The sequence below is a fragment of the Streptomyces sp. sk2.1 genome, assembly GCF_008120935.1.
In the GTDB taxonomy this organism is placed as follows: Bacteria; Actinomycetota; Actinomycetes; order Streptomycetales; family Streptomycetaceae; genus Streptomyces.
Genome location: NZ_RDBO01000011.1, coordinates 74,565 through 93,531, shown reverse-complemented (window position 1 = coordinate 93,531; position 18,967 = coordinate 74,565). Strand labels below are relative to the sequence as shown.

Annotated in this window: 8 protein-coding genes and 1 pseudogene; 2 read left to right on the top strand and 7 right to left on the bottom strand. The window is 72.9% G+C overall.

The features are described 5' to 3' along the window. Positions 1 to 908: pseudogene (locus tag EAO76_RS01750) on the bottom strand (hypothetical protein); the annotation flags it as partial. A 383-nt stretch (positions 909 to 1,291) separates the two neighbouring features. Here EAO76_RS01750 and EAO76_RS01745 point away from each other — a divergent pair. Then, a complete protein-coding gene (locus tag EAO76_RS01745; protein ID WP_148832588.1) occupies positions 1,292 to 3,418 on the top strand; it encodes a tetratricopeptide repeat protein in 2,127 nt (708 codons plus the stop codon). A 14-nt stretch (positions 3,419 to 3,432) separates the two neighbouring features. Here EAO76_RS01745 and EAO76_RS01740 read toward each other — a convergent pair whose 3' ends face one another. The 6 genes from EAO76_RS01740 to EAO76_RS01715 all read right to left on the bottom strand — a co-directional run bounded on the left by EAO76_RS01740 (position 3,433) and on the right by EAO76_RS01715 (position 16,601). Further along, entirely contained in the window at positions 3,433 to 5,265 is a 1,833-nt protein-coding gene (locus tag EAO76_RS01740) for a hypothetical protein (RefSeq protein WP_316248313.1), read from the bottom strand. Positions 5,266 to 5,441: 176 nt separating this feature from the next. Next, positions 5,442 to 6,542, bottom strand: a complete 1,101-nt coding sequence (locus tag EAO76_RS01735) for a DNA helicase (RefSeq protein WP_148832584.1) — start codon at positions 6,540 to 6,542, stop codon at positions 5,442 to 5,444. Further along, positions 6,539 to 8,401: a DUF1998 domain-containing protein gene (drmB, locus tag EAO76_RS01730; protein ID WP_148832582.1), complete on the bottom strand. Its 1,863-nt coding sequence runs from the start codon at positions 8,399 to 8,401 to the stop codon at positions 6,539 to 6,541. Before drmB ends, EAO76_RS01735 begins: the two co-directional genes overlap by 4 nt. Next, on the bottom strand, positions 8,398 to 11,523 hold the full coding sequence (locus tag EAO76_RS01725) for a helicase-related protein (protein WP_148832580.1): 3,126 nt from the start codon (positions 11,521 to 11,523) through the stop codon (positions 8,398 to 8,400). The genes drmB and EAO76_RS01725 overlap by 4 nt, the downstream gene beginning before the upstream one ends. Before the next feature lie 59 nt (positions 11,524 to 11,582). Next, on the bottom strand, positions 11,583 to 15,233 hold the full coding sequence (locus tag EAO76_RS01720; RefSeq protein WP_187438423.1) for a sigma-70 family RNA polymerase sigma factor: 3,651 nt from the start codon (positions 15,231 to 15,233) through the stop codon (positions 11,583 to 11,585). 555 nt (positions 15,234 to 15,788) lie between these two features. Beyond that, on the bottom strand, positions 15,789 to 16,601 hold the full coding sequence (locus EAO76_RS01715; RefSeq protein ID WP_148832577.1) for an SAM-dependent methyltransferase: 813 nt from the start codon (positions 16,599 to 16,601) through the stop codon (positions 15,789 to 15,791). 210 nt (positions 16,602 to 16,811) lie between these two features. Here EAO76_RS01715 and EAO76_RS01710 point away from each other — a divergent pair, with 210 nt between their 5' ends. Then, a complete protein-coding gene (locus EAO76_RS01710; RefSeq protein ID WP_148832575.1) occupies positions 16,812 to 18,956 on the top strand; it encodes a UvrD-helicase domain-containing protein in 2,145 nt (714 codons plus the stop codon). The last annotated feature ends 11 nt before the right edge of the window (positions 18,957 to 18,967 follow it).

The window sequence follows — 18,967 nt, the reverse complement described above, 5'->3', positions numbered from 1 at the left end:
GCTGCTCGCCGAGGCTCAGCAGGCCCTCGACGACATGATCGGGCTGGAGCCGGTGAAGCGGCAGGTCCTGACGATGATCGCGCAACTGCGCATGGCGGCGTTGCGGAAGGAGCGGAGGGGGAGGACACCTCGGCCACCGAAGCGGCCGTCGGCGCACTGGAACGCGCCTGGGCGCGCACGTCCACGTCGAAGAGGCCCGGAGCGCACCGGAACGCGTACTGGTACCGCTTCAGTGCCTCGTCCGCCCGGCCCAGCGACTCCAGGGAGCGTCCCATGAAGTACTTGACCTCGGCGTCGAAACGGCTCCCGGCCTCCAGCTTCTTCGGCAGCTCCGCCAGCACGTTCAGGGACTCGTGACAGACCCCCTGTGCGAACAGCGAGGCGCCGACGTACAGCTGGGCCTCGTCGTACAGGAACGCGTCCTGGATCCCCGGCGCGAAGCGCAGCACCAGCGACCAGTCCTCCTTGAGGAAGGCGTACCGGGTGCAGATGAAACGGGTCTCGTCGCAGTCCAGTTGCGCCGCGGAGAGTCCGGCCCACGCCTCGTCGAGCCGGCCCGCGTCCAGCAGTGCCGCCTGGGCCGCCACCCAGAGGTCGCGGGCGTTCTCCAGTCTGAAGGTGACGTAGTGGCCGAGCTGGAACCGGGAACGGAGCGGCATCCCGAACTTCGTGCGCAGCGCGCCGAACGAACCGGAGCTGCGGAGCATGCCGTCCAGCGCCTCCTTCTGGCGCTGCCCGGTCGCGTGCAACCCCAGCCAGGCGTCGGCGGCGAACGGATCGTGCGTCGTGGCGAGGGAGAACCGCTCGGCCGCGGCGGCCATGTCACCCTGGTGGAACAGGGCCATCGCCTGCTGCCAGGCCTGCTCGGCCTTCCTGGCCGACCCCCGGTGTGCGGCTGCTCCCTGCACGGCTTCTCCCCTCGACGGCCGTGGGCCCGCGGCGGACGGCCGACGGGGCACGCCGTGATGACCTGGAACAACCGCCAGGATATCCAACGGGACGCACACCCCGCCGAACACATCCGGAGCCACTTCCCCGCACCGGCCGGGGCGATGGAACGGAGGCGTCGACCAGAACCGGGAGGGCCGGATGCGCCGATTCCGCTGGAACCTTCGTGAAAGGCCGGCATTCGGGCATCCGGGGAGGCGGCCGGATCCGGACTCCCGACGCCCATCATCGCGGTGCCCAGGGGATATTGACCCACCGGACGCTAACGTTGGTCCGCACGGCGGCAGCGACGGTGCCGGGGAGGGCGCACCGCGCGGAACGCCGGGAACGAGGAGTGCGCGACATGCTGGATCCCACTTCGGTGGCGGCGATCTCGGCGGTACTCGGCGCGGTCGGCGCGGGGATGGCCAACGAGGCCGGAAAGTGGGCCTGGGAGTCGACCGGCGGCGTCGTACGCAGAATCGTCGGCCGGGAGGTCCCGGCCCCCGCGGCGCAGGACGAGCGGGACGACGTGGCCCGCATGATGCACGAGCGAATCCGCGAGGACCCGCGACTCGCCGCCCACTGGCGTTCGTTCGCGTCGAGGGTGGGCGGCGGAGGGACGGGCCGGGGCCGTCCGTCGCAGTCGCACCTCCCCGCCTCCATAAGGTTCTTCACCGACCGCAAGGAGGCGATGCGGCAGCTCCGGCGGGAGGCGACCCGGCGCGCGGACGGGCGGCCCAGGGTCGCGCTGGTGCACGGCCCGGACGGCATGGGGTCCAGCACCCTCGCCGTGCACTACGGTGCGCAGTCCGCCGAACTCTTCCCGGACGGCCGGATCTACGCCGACCTGGGCGGCGGCAGGACGGGCGGCGCCCGCGGCTCCGGAACCGTGCTGCGGGTGCTGCTCCGCCAACTGGGAGTGCCGGACGAGGAGATGCCGCCCGCCACCGAGCAGCTCGGCGAGTTCTTCCGCCACCGCGTGGCCGACCTGGAGCTCCTGGTGGTGCTCGACCACGCCTACTCCGCCTCGCAGGTGCGGCCGTTCATCAACTCGGCACCCGGTGTGTTCACGATCCTGGTCGCCCGGAACCCCTTCCCCGGCATCGACGCCGTGCGCGTGCGCGTCGGCCCGCTCACGGACAAGGACGCGAAGCGCCTGCTCACCGACATCACCGACAAGTCCACCGTCGCCGCCGCCCGTGCCACGCTCCCCTCGCTGCTCGCCCGCTGCGGCGGCTCGCCCTACGCCCTGCGGGCCGCCGCCCACCAGCTCTCCGCCCCCACGCTCCCGCCGCGCGGCGTCGGAGCGGACGGCGACCCGGTGCGCGGGGCCGCCGAGGACAACTACCGGCTCCTGGCACCGGAGACCGCCCGGCTGTACCGGCTGATGGCGCTGCGCGGCTGGCCCGCCTTCGACGCCGCGATCGCCGCACGGACCACCGGCGAGGACCCCGCGGCCACGGCGGAGCGCCTGGAGGACCTCGCGGACCGGATGCTCCTGGAACACCACGGGAGCGGGACCGGCCGCTTCCACTACCGTCCCGGGGTCCGCGCCCACGCCGAGGCGGCGGCGATCCGCGAGGACGGCATCACCGCGTGCTCGGCCGCCCTCGGCCGCACGCTGACCGGTTACGCCGACCTGGCGGCATCGGCCGCCCACCAGGCACTCCCGGAGAGCTGGCGCGTCCCGGCACCGCCCGGGGACCGGACCGGACAGCGGTACGAGGACCGGGGCGCCGCCCTCGGCGCGCTGCTCGTGGAAGCGGGCAACCTGGTCGAGGCGGTGCGGTGCGCCGAGGAGTCCGGCGACCCGGACACCGCCGTACGCCTGTGCCGTGCGCTGTGGCCGCTCCAGCTCAAGGCGGGCCACCACGAGATGCTGCTGCCGGCCCTCCGGACCGGGGTACGCCTGGCCGGCGGCTCCGGGGCCGGGGCGCTCCACGCGCAACTCGCGCACTCCCTCACCGAAACGGGACGCTGGGAGGAGGCCGAGGAGGCGGCTCGGGCGGCGGCGCACGCCGAGGAATCGACGGGCCACAAGCGGGGCCACGCCTCGGCCGTCGAGTTCCTGGGACTGCTGAGGCTGCGCCAGTGGCGGTACCAGGAGGCGTACGACTGCTTCGAGGAGGCCGGCGGCATCCTGGGCACCATGGGCGCCCAGGACGAGGGAGCGGGCGACGTGCCGCGTGCCGAGGCCCTGCTGGAGCGCCACCGCGGCCGGGCGCTGCGCGGGCTGGGACGGCGGGAGGAGGCCCGGCGGCGGCTGGAGACCGCGCTGTCGTACTTCCGGCCCGGTGACGGGGCGGCCGGTGACACGTACAACACGGCCCGGACGCTCACGGACCTCGCCGAGACCTGGCTGGACGAGGAGAACACCGAGGCGGCGCTCCCGCTGATCGAGGCGGCGATCACGACGCTCGACGGCCAGCGGGCGGAGTACCACCTCTCGCATCTGCGCCGCATGCGGGACCGCTGCACGACGCCGTAGGCCGGGGCGGCTCCTCAGCTCCCCGGATCCGGCGGCACCAGGGGAGCGACCCGCACGCGCTGGACCCGGTCGCCCGCCCGCAGGACGAGGCCGTCGGTCACCGCCCGCGCCAGCCGCGCGCGGGCGGTGACCGCGTCGGGGCCGTCCGCCGCGAGCCAGGCGTACAGGGCGGAGGCGTACACGGCGGGGTCCGCGGCGCCGACGTCCTCCGCACCGGCGACGGGCACCGCGGTCAACCGCAGCGGTTCCCCGCCGCGCACCCGCACCACGCACCCGGTCGGCCCGGTGACATAGGCCGCCAGGGCGCAGTCCCGATGACGGCGGAGCACCTCGGACGTCCAGACCGAAGGAGACCCGAAACGGGGGTCGTCGGGCGCCCCGTCGCGGAAGACGACATCGGCCAGGTCCAGCCGGTCCACGTCACGGGTGTCCTCGTGCACCGCGACGTGCAGTTCCCCGCCGTCCTCCGGTCCGGTCGCCGGCCGGGAGCCCGCCCACCGGCTGATCGCGACCTCTCCCGGCCCCAGGACCAGCGCCCGGACCAGCAGCGGGACGGTGACCGGCGCCGTCTCGTGGTCGGGCAGCGGGAGCGGCGTCAGCGAAGCCGGCCGGTCGGGCTCCGGCTCGCGCATCATCGAGTAGAAGAGCCTCCGCAGCCGTACCGCGGACTCGCCCGGCACGGAGGTGGTGAACTCGGCGGGACCGGGCAACGGCCGGTGCCGGCGGACGAGTTCCGCGAGCTGCGGGGCGAGCGGCGCGCCGGGGTCGAGTTTCGGGGCCTCCCGCATGAACGAGGAGATCGGCGCGTCCGGGTCCAGTGCGTCCAACGGCGCGGAGGCCAGGAGCACGGGAGTGCCGAGGGCGGCCGCGTAGTAGGTGACGGAACCGTGGTCGCCGATCACGGCGTCGGCGGCCAGCAGGGCCTGCCGCCACCCCGTCAGCGGATCGACCGGTGTCAGCCCGGCGCGGCGCGCGCGATCCAGCCAGGCACGGATCTGACCGGGGCCGTGTCCGTGCCAGATGTTGGGATGCAGCACGGCCGCGAACCGGAACTCGTCCACGGGGAACTCGTCCGCGATCCGGTCCAGCAGCGCGGCGACCACGTCGCCGCCTCCGCCCCCGTCCTCCGCGCCGTCACCGAAGAGGGAGTCGGAGTTCCAGGTCGAGTTGAGCAGGACGAGCCGTTGCCCGGGCCGTACCCCCAGCGCACGGCGGAAGCGTTCGCGACGGGGGCGTGCGGCGAGCACGCGGTCGAAGCAGGGATCCCCGGCGAGGACGGCGGTCGGCGCCGCCGTCGGGCAGGCGAGGCGCAGACGGTCGCGCTGTTCGGGGTGGGAGAGAACGAGCGCGTCCGCGACGGGCCTGCCCCGGGACAGCAACCACTCCGGCGCGAGCCCGAAAACGGGCGCGGGCACCGCATCGCCCCCGCCCTCGACCCGGTGTCCGGTGTCCGGTGTCCGGTGTCCGGTGTCCGGTGTCCGGTGTCCGGTGTCCGGTGTCGCCAGCCTTTTAGTGTATCCAACACCGTGCGAAAGGATGATCAACTTCCCGGAGAAAACGTCCAGTTGACCACCGAAGCTGGCCGAGATCACCAGGTCGACGTCCGTCTCGACCGCCTGTTCCCACGGCAGCACCGGCACCCCGACGTCGGCCAGCAGCTCGGCCGTTCCGGCGGCGAACGCGGAGGAGCCCGTGCAGGTCGCCAGCAGTTGGACGCGCAGGTCGTCGTCGAACAGGGGCAGTACGTCGAGCAGCCGCGTCGCGGAGGTCACGTTGTGCACGACGACGAGGACCCGCAGACACTTCTTCCGCGTCGTCCACCGCGCCGCGTCGTCCCCCACCGGCACCCGAACCCACCCGGTCCGACCGCGCTCCATCCGTACACCCCTCGTCCCTCGTCCACCCGGCCCGCCCCGGGGAACCCCGCCGGCCGCCCGGCCGGCCGTGACAGTCAATCAGCACGACTGCCGGGCCCACCACCACGGGGTGGGGCGCGGCGACGAGCGAAAGACGGGCCGGTGCGTCATCCGCGGGAGAGGAGCTGACGGGGGATCGGGGACAGGGCCGGTGGCTCGTCCGTTCCCTCGTATCCGAGGTGCAGTTCGGTGCGGGCGCGCGTGGCCAGGACGTAATAGGCCATGCGCAGGGCGGCGGATGTCGGGTCGGTGGCCGCGTCCACATGCGTGTCGGGAACCACCACGTGGTCGAAGCCGAGGCCCTTGGCGCTCGCCCGGTTCACGATCACGATGCCCGGGCGCCCGAGATCGAGGTTCCGGTACCGGCCGCCGGTCGCCTGCGACGTGTACATCTGCGGCTTGAGCCCCGGGGACCGCCGCGACAGCCGGGTGAGGAGGTCCTGCTGGTCCCGGACGGAGTTCAGGATCACCCCGACGCTCCGCCCCGGATGGCGTTCGACCGTACCGACGAGCAGATCGACGAGCGTGCCGGGACCGGACAGCCGGTGCAGGCGCGGCAGCGGTCCCTCGCGCCGCGGGAGTCCGGGCACGTCCGGCCCGAGACGGAAGCGGGCGGCCAGTTCGGCTATCTGCCGGGTGTTGCGGTGGTTGCCGTCCAGCCGGTGCGGGGCACCGGCCCCGAGCGCCTTCGTGATCTCCGCCAGCGTCGACTGCGTCTCGGTCAGGCGCTGGCACTCGTCGGCGTAGACGGTCGTCCGCGCCCGCAGCACCCGACAGAAGCGGTAGAAGTCCGGCGGGAGGTCCTGTCCCTCGTCGACCACGACGGAGAAACCGGGCGGCGTCCGGGCCACGGCAGCCTGCTGGAAGAACTCGCTCCACTCGAACCAGCCCGTGTCCGTCCGGGTCGGATCGGTGCCCGCGTTCCCGCGGTACCACTGGGACAGCCAGGAATGCGCGGTGGCGACCACCACGCCGTCCTGCCGCGGGCCGAGCGCGGCGACCAGCGGGGCGAGGGACTGCCGCAGCAGGTTGGACCGGGTCAGCAGCACGGTCGGTCCGCCGGTCAGGGCGAGCAGCACACTCCGCTGGGCGGCCAGCAGGCTCTTGCCGCTGCCGGGCGGACCGTCGACCACGTGGTTGCCGTCGAACGGCAGCGCGTCGAGCGATTCCCGCTGACCGGGAGCGAGATCGAGGTACGTGAGGGTCACCGGGGCCGCCGTTCCACGGCCGCGGCGGCGGCCGACCGGGCCTGGGCCACCACGGGCTCGAAGTAGCCGGGCACCTGGTCCCCGCCCACGACCAGGGCGCGGTCGAGCAGTGTGTTGCCCGTCTCGCAACTGGTCTCCGGCAGCAGCGCACAGGCGTGGCACGCCGCACGGTTGAGGTTGTCGAAGCCCTGCCCGCTGTGTTCCGCGCACAGCGGGTCGGCCGAGCACCAGGCCGCCGCCTCCGCCATCCGCAGCAGGGTCTCCGCGAGTCTGGGCGGTTCGCCCTGCTGGACGAGACCGCCGAGGGTGCCTTCCGCGTCCCCCGCCGCCGTGTACACCAGGACGCCGTACTGGTCGTGCTCGGGCCGTGCGTACACGCGCTCGCGCAGACTCGCCGTCGAGTAGCCCGACTCGAACGACAGCTGGCGGATGAGGAGATGCCCCAGTGTGTGCAGCAGCACGAAACGCGGGGAGAGTTCGGCACCCGTCACCGTGCCCAGCCGGTCCTGCTGGAACGAGCGTCCGAGGTCGGTGCGCAGACCGGCCACCCGTCGGCGCACCCGGTCGTCGTCCTCCCACTTCGTGAGCTCGTCCTTGTCCAGCGTGAGGAAGAGCCCTTCCCCGAACACCTCGACGGCGGGGAGCCAGCGCAGGCGGCGGGCGGTGTCCGCGGGCACGAAGGCCGACGTGGGGGAGACCCGGCGGAACCCCTGGAGGGCCCGGACCTCGCGGAGCCGGTCGGCGAGAACGACACGGCCGAAGCGCTCCCGCAGCGAGACCCAGGGCTCGGCGTCCTCCTGACCGAGGCCGAGTTCGCTCTCGCGGACGGCGAAGTCACGGGTCGCCGGGGGAGCGGGCGACATGAAGGCCGCCCACTCCTCCCGGCTCAGATCCGGGGAGGCCGGTTCGTCGGAGGCACCGTCAGCCCGGGCCGGCGGCGGGGGAGCGCTGCCCGTCTCCTCGGCCAGCAACGCGTCCAGCAGCGCGTCGTCGGCACCGGTCTCGTCCTTGAGCAGACCGCGGAAGGCGTCCTCGGCGGGCCCGCCGTGAGCCCGGCACAGCGGCACCCACATGTCACTGGAGCGCACCCGTTCGGCCAGGGCCTCGTCGGTGAGGGCGGCGGGGGCGTCGCTCTCCGGGATGTCGAGGGCGGAACTGACCACCGGGTAGTACAGATTGCCCGCGGTGCGCTGCACCACCTGGACGGGCTTGGTGCAGTCCGCCGCCTCGCCGCGCCGCTGCCAGGGATTCCGCCCGGAGCACCGCATCCCATGGGTGCCGAGGACATCGAGCAGGTCGCGGCCGGCCCCGCAGCCCTTCGCGGTGCACAGGACGGACAGGGCCTCCAGGCCCGTGGCGCGTTCGGACACGTTGAACCGCAGCCGGTCACGGGTGTCGCAGGACTGCCGGGCGGCGGGATCCAGCCGGGAGTGCGCCCAGAACCACCAGTCGACATCACCGAGATGGCCGCCCGCGCAGATCTGCACGAACCGCATCGGCGCGAGCCTGCGCACGGGGGAACAGCCCGGGCAGCGCGGCGGGACACCCGCCTTCTCGTCGGCGATGCGCCAGCGGATCATGCGGCGGCACGCCCCGCAGAACAGCCACGACGGGAACCTGATGTACGGGGCGCCCGCCGCGTCCGGCCGGTCGAACCGGTCGTCCGCCGCGGGCGGTGCCGCGTAGAACGCGCTCACCCCGAGCCGGGAGGCCAGCCGCGGCGACTCGACCTCCTGCCGCCGCCTGGGCCAGTCGCCGATGCCCGTCGCCACGAACGACTCGCCCTGGATGTCGAAGACGGCCCCGACCCCGAACGGAAGCACCGTCTGGGCCTGCCGCACCCGAAGACGCCTGCTCACAGCTCCGCCCCCTTCACCGTCACCTGGCACTCCCGGTCGACGTTCCGCATCGAGTGCGGGGTCTCCCAGAGACCCCCGTGCTCCTCGAAGTTCTTCAACAGGTTCATCTGCCCCTTGCCCTGACCGCGGTAGTACAGCTCCTTGCCCTCCTTGCGGGCATCGAGCGCCAGCTGCTGCCACGCGGACAACAGGTCGTCCAGCTCCTCGCGGACGGCCGACGCCGCCCTCGGGTCACCGGCCGCCGCCCGCAGGGCCAGCTCCTCGGCGAGCGCGGCCGCGGCCGGCAGGTGGTCGAGGAGGTCGCCCGCCCGGTTCTCGGCGGACAGGCCGAGGCCATGACGCACGAGGATCACGAGCGCGGCGTGCAGCGCACGGCGCCGTGACGGCGCGGACCACGGGGTGACGCTGGTCGGCTCGACGTTCCGGTACAGCGCCCGGTGATAGACGTCGAACGTCTCGTAGTGCGAACGGTCCCGGGGACGGGTCGCGTTGAAGAACGTCACGACCAGGCCCGGCACCGAGTGACGGCCCACCCGGCTGGTCGCCTGGATGTACTCGGCGGTGGTCTTGGGCTGCCCCAGCATCAGCATCAGGGAGAGCCGCTTCACGTCGACACCGACCGACAGCATGTTCGTGCAGGGGAGGAACGAAACGGAATCGGGATCGGTGTACGGCTTCTCCAGCCGGTCGAGGAGGACGGGCTGCTCGGCGCGGGGCAGATTGCTCGTCAGCTCCTGCACCTGATGGTCGATCAGCTTCCTCGTGCCCCGCCCGCCGTCCAGTCCGGCCAGCTGGGCGGGGATGTCGTCCGCCGCGGCCGTGACGGTGCGGCCCAGCTCACGGAGGCTGTGGTGGTACGCGACGAGCGTCCAGTAGGCGTCGCGGCTCTCCTCGGGAAGCTCCCACGCGCCCTGGACCATGGCGGCGGCCGTCGCGACGGAGGCGCGGCCCGCGGTGTGGCCCTGCGCCATCACGCCCACGTAGCGGCGTCCCGGACGCGAGGTGTCCGGCTCGGCGAAGTAGGAATGGCGCGCGTCGAGCCCGGCAGGCGGGAAGAGCTGCACGTCACGCCCGTACAGCCCGCGCACCTGCTCGCCGGAGCGGCGGATCGTCGCCGTGGAGGCCACCACCTTCGGGCCGACCCCGTCCCGGGTGCACAGCCCCAGCACCGCCGACTCGTACAGTCCCACGGTCGTGCCCAACGGGCCGGTCAGCAGGTGCAGCTCGTCCTGGATGACCAGGTCGGGCGGCAGCCGGTCGGATCCGGCCCCGAACAGCCGCCCCGACCTCGGCTCCCAGGCCAGGCGCGCGAACTTGTCGACCGTGCCGAGGACGAACGTCGGCGGCCGGTCGTACAGGTGCTCGTCCACGACGGCCACCGGCAGCTCGTCGTGGAAGGCACACGAGTCACGGGGGCAGTGGAACGCGAACGAGTCGGCCTTCGCCCGTATCCCGTAGTCGCCGATGTCCGGGGACTTCCGCTCGGGCACCACCCGGGTCCCGCACCACGGGCACCGGTCCAGGATGAACACGTCCTCGGGCCGGGCCGCGGCGCGTACGTCGTCGAAGGCGTCGACCGCCGCCCCGTACGTGTTCGGCGAGGTCGCCTCCCCCACCCACAGACCGATGGAGAACGGCTCGTCGCCGAGTGCCGCGGGGTCCTCGCGACGGAGCTTCTCCAGGGCGCAGACCGTCGTGGCGGCACGCTGGAACTGCTGGGTGGTCAGCAGGCTCAGCGTGTAGCGGCTCAGCACGGCGGTGCCCCCGCCGCGCGGATCGCCGCGGCGCAGGACCATCACGAACGCCGCGAGCAGGAGGTACGCCTCCGTCTTGCCACCGCCGGTCGGGAACCAGATCAGATCGGCCGTGTCCCGGTCCGGGTGCGACGGATCGGCCACCCCGTCCAGGGAGAGCAGGAAGAAGGCCAGCTGGAACGGACGCCACACCGCGTCGGGCGACGGATCAGGATCGTGGGCGGTCGCCTCCCGGCGCGCCCGGCGCCCACCGGCCTGGTCGGACGCCGAATGCCGCATCTGCAGCGCCATGGCCCGGTTGGCCGTGCGGAACGCGGCCAGCAGCTCGGGGCGGTCGGGGTCGCACAGGGTCCGTACGCCCGAGGCGATGCGTCCGACCACCGCCTCGACGCGGTCCAGGACCCGATCGGCGGCCTCGCGCCCCCAGGCGGGGACCTCCGTGTTCCGCTGCTCCAGATACCACTGGCGGTACCCGTCCACGAAGGCCAGCAACTCCTCGCGCACCCGATCGACCGGCACGTCGGGGTCGGCGAGGTGGAGCACGCGCAGGACGGGAAGCCCGACAGGACCGGCGGCCCTGGTGGCGGGCACCTCCGCCTCCGGCATCACCGCGGCCCGCAGACCGGTGACCCGGCCCTCCTCGCACACCTCGGTGACCGAACAGCCGTGGCCGACCGCATGGGTGCGGACATGGCGGTACTGGAGCCGGAGCTCCTGCTCCTCCGGATCACGGCTGGCGAGACGCACACTCGGGTACTGCAGGACGTCACCGCCCACCGGACGGGCCTCCAGACGGACCTGGAACAGCATCCGGTCCCACTGCGTCGGCCGCCCCTGTCCCGGCCCGGCCGCGACGGGCCCCGTACGCGCCGTGTTCACCAGCGCCACGGTGACCAGGTGCCCGGCACCGAACCGGCGGCGCCGCAACCGGATCTCCGCCCGGCCGTCGAGAACGGCCATCCGCTCGGCGTCCGGGGCCGGGGTGACGGTCTCGTCGGGAAGCGCGACGCGCCGCCACCGGCGCCCGCGTTCGCCCTGCTCCGTCTCGTAGCGGGCCGCGCCGCAACTGACCTCCACGGTCGGGGCGTCGGTGTAGAAGCTGAACCCGAGCGACGACGGGAGCCAGGAATTCGACTCGGGGATCGGATCGGTCGCGGGGGCGGTGTCCTCGGCGTCGTTCTCCGTGCCGGGGCCGTCCAGCACCTCGGCCGTCTCCGTCAACCGCCGTTGCAGATCGGCGTCCTGCGCGTAGAGGGTGCCCATGAGGTACTGCCGGTCGGGCGGTGCGTCGAGCACCTCCTCCGGGCCCCGGGCGGGCCCCACCAGCTGACGACGGAGATAGTCGACGAGTTCGTCACGCGGGGACACTGCTCGGTTCCTCCAGATGGTTGTCGCGACGGGGGGCGGGCCGGCCTGCTCCGGGACCGTCACCCACGCCTCCACCAGCGGCGGGAGTCGTGCTGCTGGGGGTCGGCCGGGGCCGGAGCCGGAGCCGGGGCCGGGGTCGGGGTTGAGGGTGGGGACGGGTACGGATACGGGGGCGCGGGCGTGTCGTGCATCGATGCGAGCCGTGCCTCCAACTCGGCTATGCGCGAGCGCGCCGCCCGCTCCACCTCGGCGGTGTGCGAGCGCACGGCCTGTTCCGCCTCGGCGACCCGCTGCTCCGCCCAGTGCTCGGCCGCCCGGACCCGCTCGGCCGCGTCCTGCTCCAGCGCCTGTGCGGCGTGGGCCCGTTCGGCGAAGGCGGCCTCCGCCTGCCGCAGCCGGGCCTCCAGCGCGAGAACCTCCTTGCGGGCGGCCTCTTCGACGCCGAGGGCGCGGCGGGCGACCTCCTCCTCGACACGACGCAGTATCTGCTCCTCCCGCTCGGAGGCCGCGTGTTCCATCGCGGTCCTGACCTGCCGCACGCGTTCCTCGGCGGTGTGCCCGGCCTCCCTGACGAGCCGTTCGGCCTCGTCGCGGATGCCGGCGATCCGCTGTTCGGCTTCGGCCCGTGCCCTGTTCCGCTCCTCCGCCCTGGCGTGCGCGATCCGATCGACCAGACTCGCCTCCAGCGCGCGGATCCGTCGGGTGGCCTCGTCCACCTCCGCCCGCGCCTCGGCACGGGCATGGTTGCGTTCGGCCGCCCGGGCCCGGGCGACCCGGTCGGCCACGTCGGCCTCCAGCTCCCGCAGCCGTCGGGCCGCCTCCTCGGCGGCGGCCGACGCCCGGTGGAGCGCGGCCTCGTCGACGGTCCCGACAGCGGCGTTCGGCGCGTCCGCGAGCACCGCGGGGGGCTCGACGACCGCTTCAGGGGTGTCGGCCGGGCCCGCTGTCGCAGGAGCGCCGACCGGGTCCGCCGCTGCGGGAACGGGGGGCGTGTCCGGTGCCGGGAGGGCGCCGGTCGTGTCCGCGTCGGCCGTTGCCGAAGAGAGGGCACGGACGGGGGAGAACTCCTTGAGCGCGTCCGCGAGCGCCAGCCTGGACTCCGGCTTCGTGAGCGGATGGGCGGCCAGGTACACGCGGGGCGACCGGCCGAGCAGGGCGGGGGACGGGGACTCGAAGAACTCCTCCGGGCGCGACTTCCTGTCCTTGAGGCCGTCCACCACCCGCACGAGTGCTTCGAGGGCCTGGCCGACCGGCCGGTCCGGGAGCCTGCTGCCCGCGGCGACCTCGGCCACGGCCCGTGCCGACCCGGCCCCCAGGATCTCGCCCAGCAGGACCTGGCCCAGGGCGAGGTGCACGTAGTGGGCCGTCCACCGGACGCTCCGGTTGAGGGTGAGGGCAAGGTCCATGGCGTCGTCCCAACGCCCCGTGTACCGCTCGGCTTCGGGCACCTCGACCGGAACGGCCGCGTCGACCGGCTCGCTCCGCTGCCCCGGGACCGCCGGGGGTGCTGCCTCCGGTACGACATCCGTGACGGTGTCCACGATGGTGTGCACGGCGGTGTCCGCTCCGGTCGGTGATTCCGCCAGCAGCACGGTCTCCGCCACCGGCTCCGGTTCCGCCACTGCCACGGCCACCGTCTCCGCCACTGCCAGCGGCTCCGGCTCCGGCTTCGCCACCGTGACCGTCGGTGGCTCCGCCACCTGCTCCGCTTCCGCCGCGGCAATTTTGGGCACGGCCTGCGCGGGCACGGCCTGCGCGGGTGCGGCCGACGCGGGCACGGCCGACGTGGGCACGGCCTGCGCGGGTGCGACGGGCGCGGGTGCGGCCGACGTGGGCACGGCCGGCGCGGGGGCAGGAACCGGAGCCGTCGCAGGACGGGTGGCAGTACGGGCGGGGCGGTGCCGCCCCACCGCGCGGAGGGCCCGGCTCTCGGCGTAGGCGCGCCGGACCCGCTCCTGGACTTCCGCGGACCTCGGCGGGGTCCACACCATGCCCAGGGTCTCCAGGAGCATCCGCCGTTGCGCCGGGAGGCCGCGGCCTCCCACCCGGCCCTCGACACGTTGCTGGGCCACCCATTCCCCCAATGGGAACCCGTCCTCGACGTGGCTTCTTTCGGGCATGGCACGACCCTCCCGCGCCCGGAACGAGGTGAGCGCCTTGATCCCGGCGCGCCAGTCCGGCTTGGCGAGATCCCTGCTGATCGCGCCCACCGGGTTGTTCGTCGCCCCGTCCTCCACGGCTTCGGTCAGCATCTCCGACAGTGCCGCGCAAGGATTTCCGGCCGGATCACGAAGGGCGATCCGCAGTACGGAGAAGACCTGGGACTCCAACTGCCGTACCCGTTCACGGGTGACGCCGAGCTCGCCCCCGATGGCGTCGAGGGTCGCGGGAGCCGTGCCGTCGAGACCGATGCGAAGGGCCACGACGCGGGCGTAACGCTCCGGCAGGAGGGCCACGAGATCGTGCACGCCCTCGTCCGCCAGCGCGGCCAGCACCGCGACCTCGACGGACGGCAGAGCCGTACGGACCTCCAGCAGTTCGCCCAGGTGCGTGCCGTCCCCGATGATCCGGTCGGTGGAGTCCGTGACCTTGCTGATCCGGCGGATCTCCTCCACCTTGCCGACGGGGAGGTCGCAGGCCACCGCGACGGCGGCCGCGCTGCGGGACTTTCCGGCCGACAGCAGCTCGCGTTCCACACGGCCCACCTTGCGCACGAGTTCGTGCATGTGGACCGGGATGCGGATGGCGCTGCCCTCGTCCGCCAGCGCCCGGGTGATCGACTGCCGCACCCACCAGGTCGCGTAGGTGGAGAACTTGTTGCCGTGCCCGGGGTCGAACTTCCGGGCCGCGCGCAGGACGCCGATCATCCCGTGCTGGAAGAGGTCGTCCTCGTCGAGGCCCTGGCCCATGTGCGCCCTCGCCTGGGCCCAGGCGAGGCCCTGATTGTGGACGGCGAGGCAGTCGCGTGCGCGGCGGCGGACGTCCGTCGCCGGGAGGCTCCCCAGCTCCTCGTCGGTCGGCTCGACCGAGATGCGCCGGGGGCCGCCGCGCAGGAGCACACTGAGCCCGACCTCCTCCAGGGCCGTGAGGATCCGCTTCTCGGGCCGCTTGGTGTGGCGGTCCTCCTCGATGACGGCCTGTGCCGCGGCGACGGCCGCCGCGAGACCTCCGGCGAACGGCGCGGACTCCTCGACGACGACCGAGGGGGCCGGCGGAGCCGAGGCTTCCGGTATGGGCTCCGCCCTGTCGGGGGTCTGCGCCCGGGCAGTCTCCGGCTCCGCGGGGAGCAGGGTGAACCGTGCGGCCGCCCGCTCCCGCATGTCCGCCGTCTCCGATGCCGTGAGACCCGCGAGCCGGGCCACGCCGGCCACGGCGCGCTCCGGGACGGCCCGCTCCACGACGTACCGGTCGAGCAACCTCAGCGCCGCACCCACCCGCGGCTGTGTCCGGCCTTCCGGTTGTGGGTTTTCCGTGTGCGACCCTGCAACCTTCTTCACTTCTCCGGAGTCGTCAATGGGTGTGGCAGTGGTGGTGGGCGCCTCCAGGCGCAGTCCCAGTTCGAGCAGCGCCGAGGCGAGCCGTGCGCGTGCGGTGTCGTCCAGGCCCAGCGCGGAGGTCTCCGCCTCGAATGCCGAGCGCGGTACGACGCCCTGCCGCGCGGCCCGCTGGAGATTGCGGTACAGCGTTGCGATCGAGGCCTTGAGTTCCACTGCCACCCAACTTTCGCGCGACGCAACCTGGAGGCGGCGGACGCGGTGCGCGGTTCCGTCCCCTTTGTGACGACACCATACCCAGGGTGCGTTGACGATGTAAACGCGATGGCCGAAAGCGCTTCTTTCTGCTTTCCGTGTACGCTTCGGGGAGTTGATTGCCCCTTTTGCGGGCATGGGGGCGCGACTTCGCGGGGCGACTCCCGGAGGGGGCGGTTCCGGCGCCATGCGCGAGGCGCACCGCGCGGGGCCCTCGGCGAGGCTTTGGAGGGGTTTTCGGAAAGGAAGGGGCGGGGCGCATGCGGGGCCACCGCTGAACTGGTCCTGCGTCACCACTCCTGGACGAGCCCCGACTTCGGCATGGTCCGGATCGCCGACGGCCCCGAGGGGGTGTTCGGTCGGCATCGGTGCGTCGGGGGCGGGAGGGATCGGTTGCCCGGAGCGTCCGAGCGGTCCGGGGCGGCCGCCGCCGCCCGCCCGGTCGCCGGTTCCTACGCGTGGGGCCGTGCGCGGTACGGGACGTTCACCGACATGCCCCGTACGCCGGTCGGAACGTCACGGCTTGCGGGCGAGGCCGCCGTGTTCACCGATGGGCTGCGGGGCGGGGGAGGCGGGGTCCGGCCGCCAGAAGGGCACCGACACGACGCCGGGGTCCAGGAGTTCGAGGCCGTCGAAGAACGCCGCGATCTGGTCGACGGGGCGCAGGAAGTAAGGAATGGCGCCGGTCTCGTTGTAGGCGTCCTGGGCCTGCTCGTAGTCGGCGTCGACCCCTCGGGAACCGTCGTTGACGGAGAGGTGGCTGCCGGACGGCAACCCGTCCATCAGGCGGGCGACGATGGCGCGCGCACGGTCGTGGTCGGCGATGTGGCCGAGGATGTTGCTGAGGATCAGGGCGGTGGGCCGGGTCAGGTCCAGCGTCTTGGCGGCGACCGACAGAATGCGGTCGGGGTCGGTGAGATCGGCGTCGATGTAGGCGGTCGTGCCCTCGGGGGTCGAGGTGAGCAGGGCGCGGGCGTGCGCGAGGACCAGCGGATCGTGGTCGGCATAGACGATCTTGGCTTCCGGGGCGATCCGCTGGGCGACCTCGTGGGTGTTGTCCACGGTCGGCAGACCGGTTCCGATGTCCAGGAACTGCCGGATCCCGGCCTCGGTGACCAGGTGGGTGATTGTGCGGCCCAGGAAGGCGCGGCTGCTGCGGGCCACGGTGGTGATGCCGGGGAAGACGGCGCTGTACGCGTCCCCGGCCTGCTCGTCGACCGGATAGTTGTCCTTGCCGCCCAGCCAGTAGTTCCAGATCCGGGCCGAGTGCGGCACCGACGTGTCGATCTTCTGCCGCGCCGGGCCGGACACCGCCGTGGGGTCGGTCATGGATACCGTCCGTCTTTCAGCCGAGGTGGGAGCTTTTCACCGCACAACCTACGCTCCAACGAACACGGCATGCGCACTGGTTCAGATTTTCGACGTTCGTGCGGGTGACGGGTGACGGGTGACGGGTGGCGGGCAGCGGGCGGCGAAGGACGCGCATGTCGGTTTTCGTATGATCGACGGACCCGATCTGCCGGTACTCAAGGAGCGCCCGTGCCCCAGCTCGCCTTCGCCAACACCTTCTGGGAGAGCTTCGACGCCCTGGAGAAACAGGTCAAGGCAGGGGTGCGCAAGGCGATGGCCAAGTTCCAGCGGCTCACCGTCGCCGAACTGCACGCGGACAAGGGGCTCCACCTGGAATCGGTGGACAAGGCGCGCGATCCGCGGATGCGCACCATCCGCATCAACGACTTCTGGCGGGGCGTCGTCCTCGCCCCCGACGACGGCAGCGACACCTTCCTGCTGCTCAACGTCGTGCCGCACGACGACGCCTACACCTGGGCCGCGAAGCGCCTCTACACCGTCAACACCGCGACCCGTGCCCTGGAGGTGCGCAACGTCGTCGCCATCGAGCAGCTCACACCGGCTCTCGAGAAGGCGGCGAACGTGGCGCCCGCGCTGCTGTTCGCCGGTCATTCCGACACGGTGCTGCGGGAGCTCGGCATCGACGAGCAGATCCTGAAGGCCGTCCGCACCGTCATCGACCGCACCCAGCTCGACGCCTTCGGGACACTGATGCCCGAGGACCAGTTCGAGGTGCTGACCTTCCTCGCCGAGGGCTTCACCCCCGAGGAGGTCTACCGCGACGTGGTCGCCATCCGCCGGCCGGCGCACGCCGCCCCGGAACCGGCCGAGGACCTGGCGGCGGCCATCGCCAACACCAGCAACCGCATCACCCTGATCACCGAACCCGACGAACTCACCGCCATCCTGGAGAAGCCCTTCGCCGCCTGGCGGGTCTTCCTCCACCCCTCGCAGCGGCGGCTGGCCCACCGGGCTTCGTACAACGGCCCCGTGCAGGTCTCCGGCGGGCCGGGCACCGGCAAGACGGTGGTCGCCCTGCACCGGGTCAAGCACCTGCTCTCGCGTTCGTCCGGGACCCGCGTCCTGCTCACCACCTACACCAACGCGCTCGCGGCGGCGCTGCGGCAGAACCTCTCGCTGCTCCTCGACGACGAGGAGCAGCTGGCCAGGGTCGACGTGACCACCGTCGACGCCTACGCCCACCGCATCGTGCGGGAACTGGGCGGCCGGCCCCCGGCACCCGTGGGCGACCAGGAGGAACGGAGGATCTGGCAGAAGGCCGTCAGACAGCTCGACCTGCCCTGGACCGAGCAGTTCCTCGCGCAGGAGTACCGGCACGTGATCCTCGCGCAGGACCTCCGTACGGCCGACGAGTACCTCGCGGCCACCCGGCGCGGTAGGGGCACGGCCCTCGGGCCGCTCAAGCGCGCCCAGGTGTGGCGTGCCGTCGAGACCTTCCACGCCCTGCTCGCGGCGAAGGGCAACAGCACGCATCTTCAGGTGTGCGCCGAAGCGGCCCGGCTGCTGGCCGGGGCGGACCGGGCCGAGCACGGTTACGGCCACGTCGTGGTGGACGAGGCGCAGGACCTGCACCCGGCGCAGTGGCGGGTGCTGCGGGCGGCCGTCGAGCCCGGTGCGGACGACCTGTTCATCACCGGGGACCCCCACCAGCGGATCTACGACTCGCGGGTCTCGCTCTCCTCCATCGGCATCACGGTGGCCGGCCGGTCCAGCCGGCTCCGGCTCAACTACCGCAGCACCGAGGAGATCCTGCTGTGGTCGGCCGGTGTCATCGAGGACGTCGCCGTGGACGACCTGAGCGGTGACGGCGGCGACAGCCTGGCCGGCTACCGGTCCCTCCTGCACGGCAGGAAGCCGCATGTCAGCGGTCACGTCTCCGAGCAGGAGGAAGTCTCCGCGCTGGTGCGGCAGGTCGAGAAGTGGATCGCGCAGGGCGTCCGGCCGTCCGAGATCGCCGTGTGCACCCGGTTCAACATCCTTCTGGACAAGGCCGGGTCCCGGCTGGAATCGGCGGGCATTCCCGTCGTGAAGGTCAGGAACGATCCGGGAACGGCGAGCGAGGGCGTACGACTGGCGACGATGCACGCCATGAAGGGGCTGGAGTTCCGCTGCGTCGCGGTCGTCGGCGTGGCGGAGGGCGCGGTTCCTTTCATGCGCGAGATCACCCCGGAGGACGTGGACCGGCTCCAGCACGAATCGGACATGCTGCGGGAGCGGTGCGTGCTGTTCGTGGCGTGCACCCGCGCCCGTGAAGCGCTCCACGTGTCCTGGAGCGGGAACCCCAGCCCCTTCCTGCCCGCTGAGCAGTCCTGAGGGCTGCCCCG

What these genes read in the sequence shown, in the direction of transcription:
- EAO76_RS01745 (WP_148832588.1), top strand. Translation starts at nt 1,292, where the DNA reads ATGCTGGATCCCACTTCGGTGGCGGCGATCTCGGCGGTACTCGGCGCG.
- EAO76_RS01715 (WP_148832577.1), bottom strand. Translation starts at nt 16,601, where the DNA reads ATGACCGACCCCACGGCGGTGTCCGGCCCGGCGCGGCAGAAGATCGAC.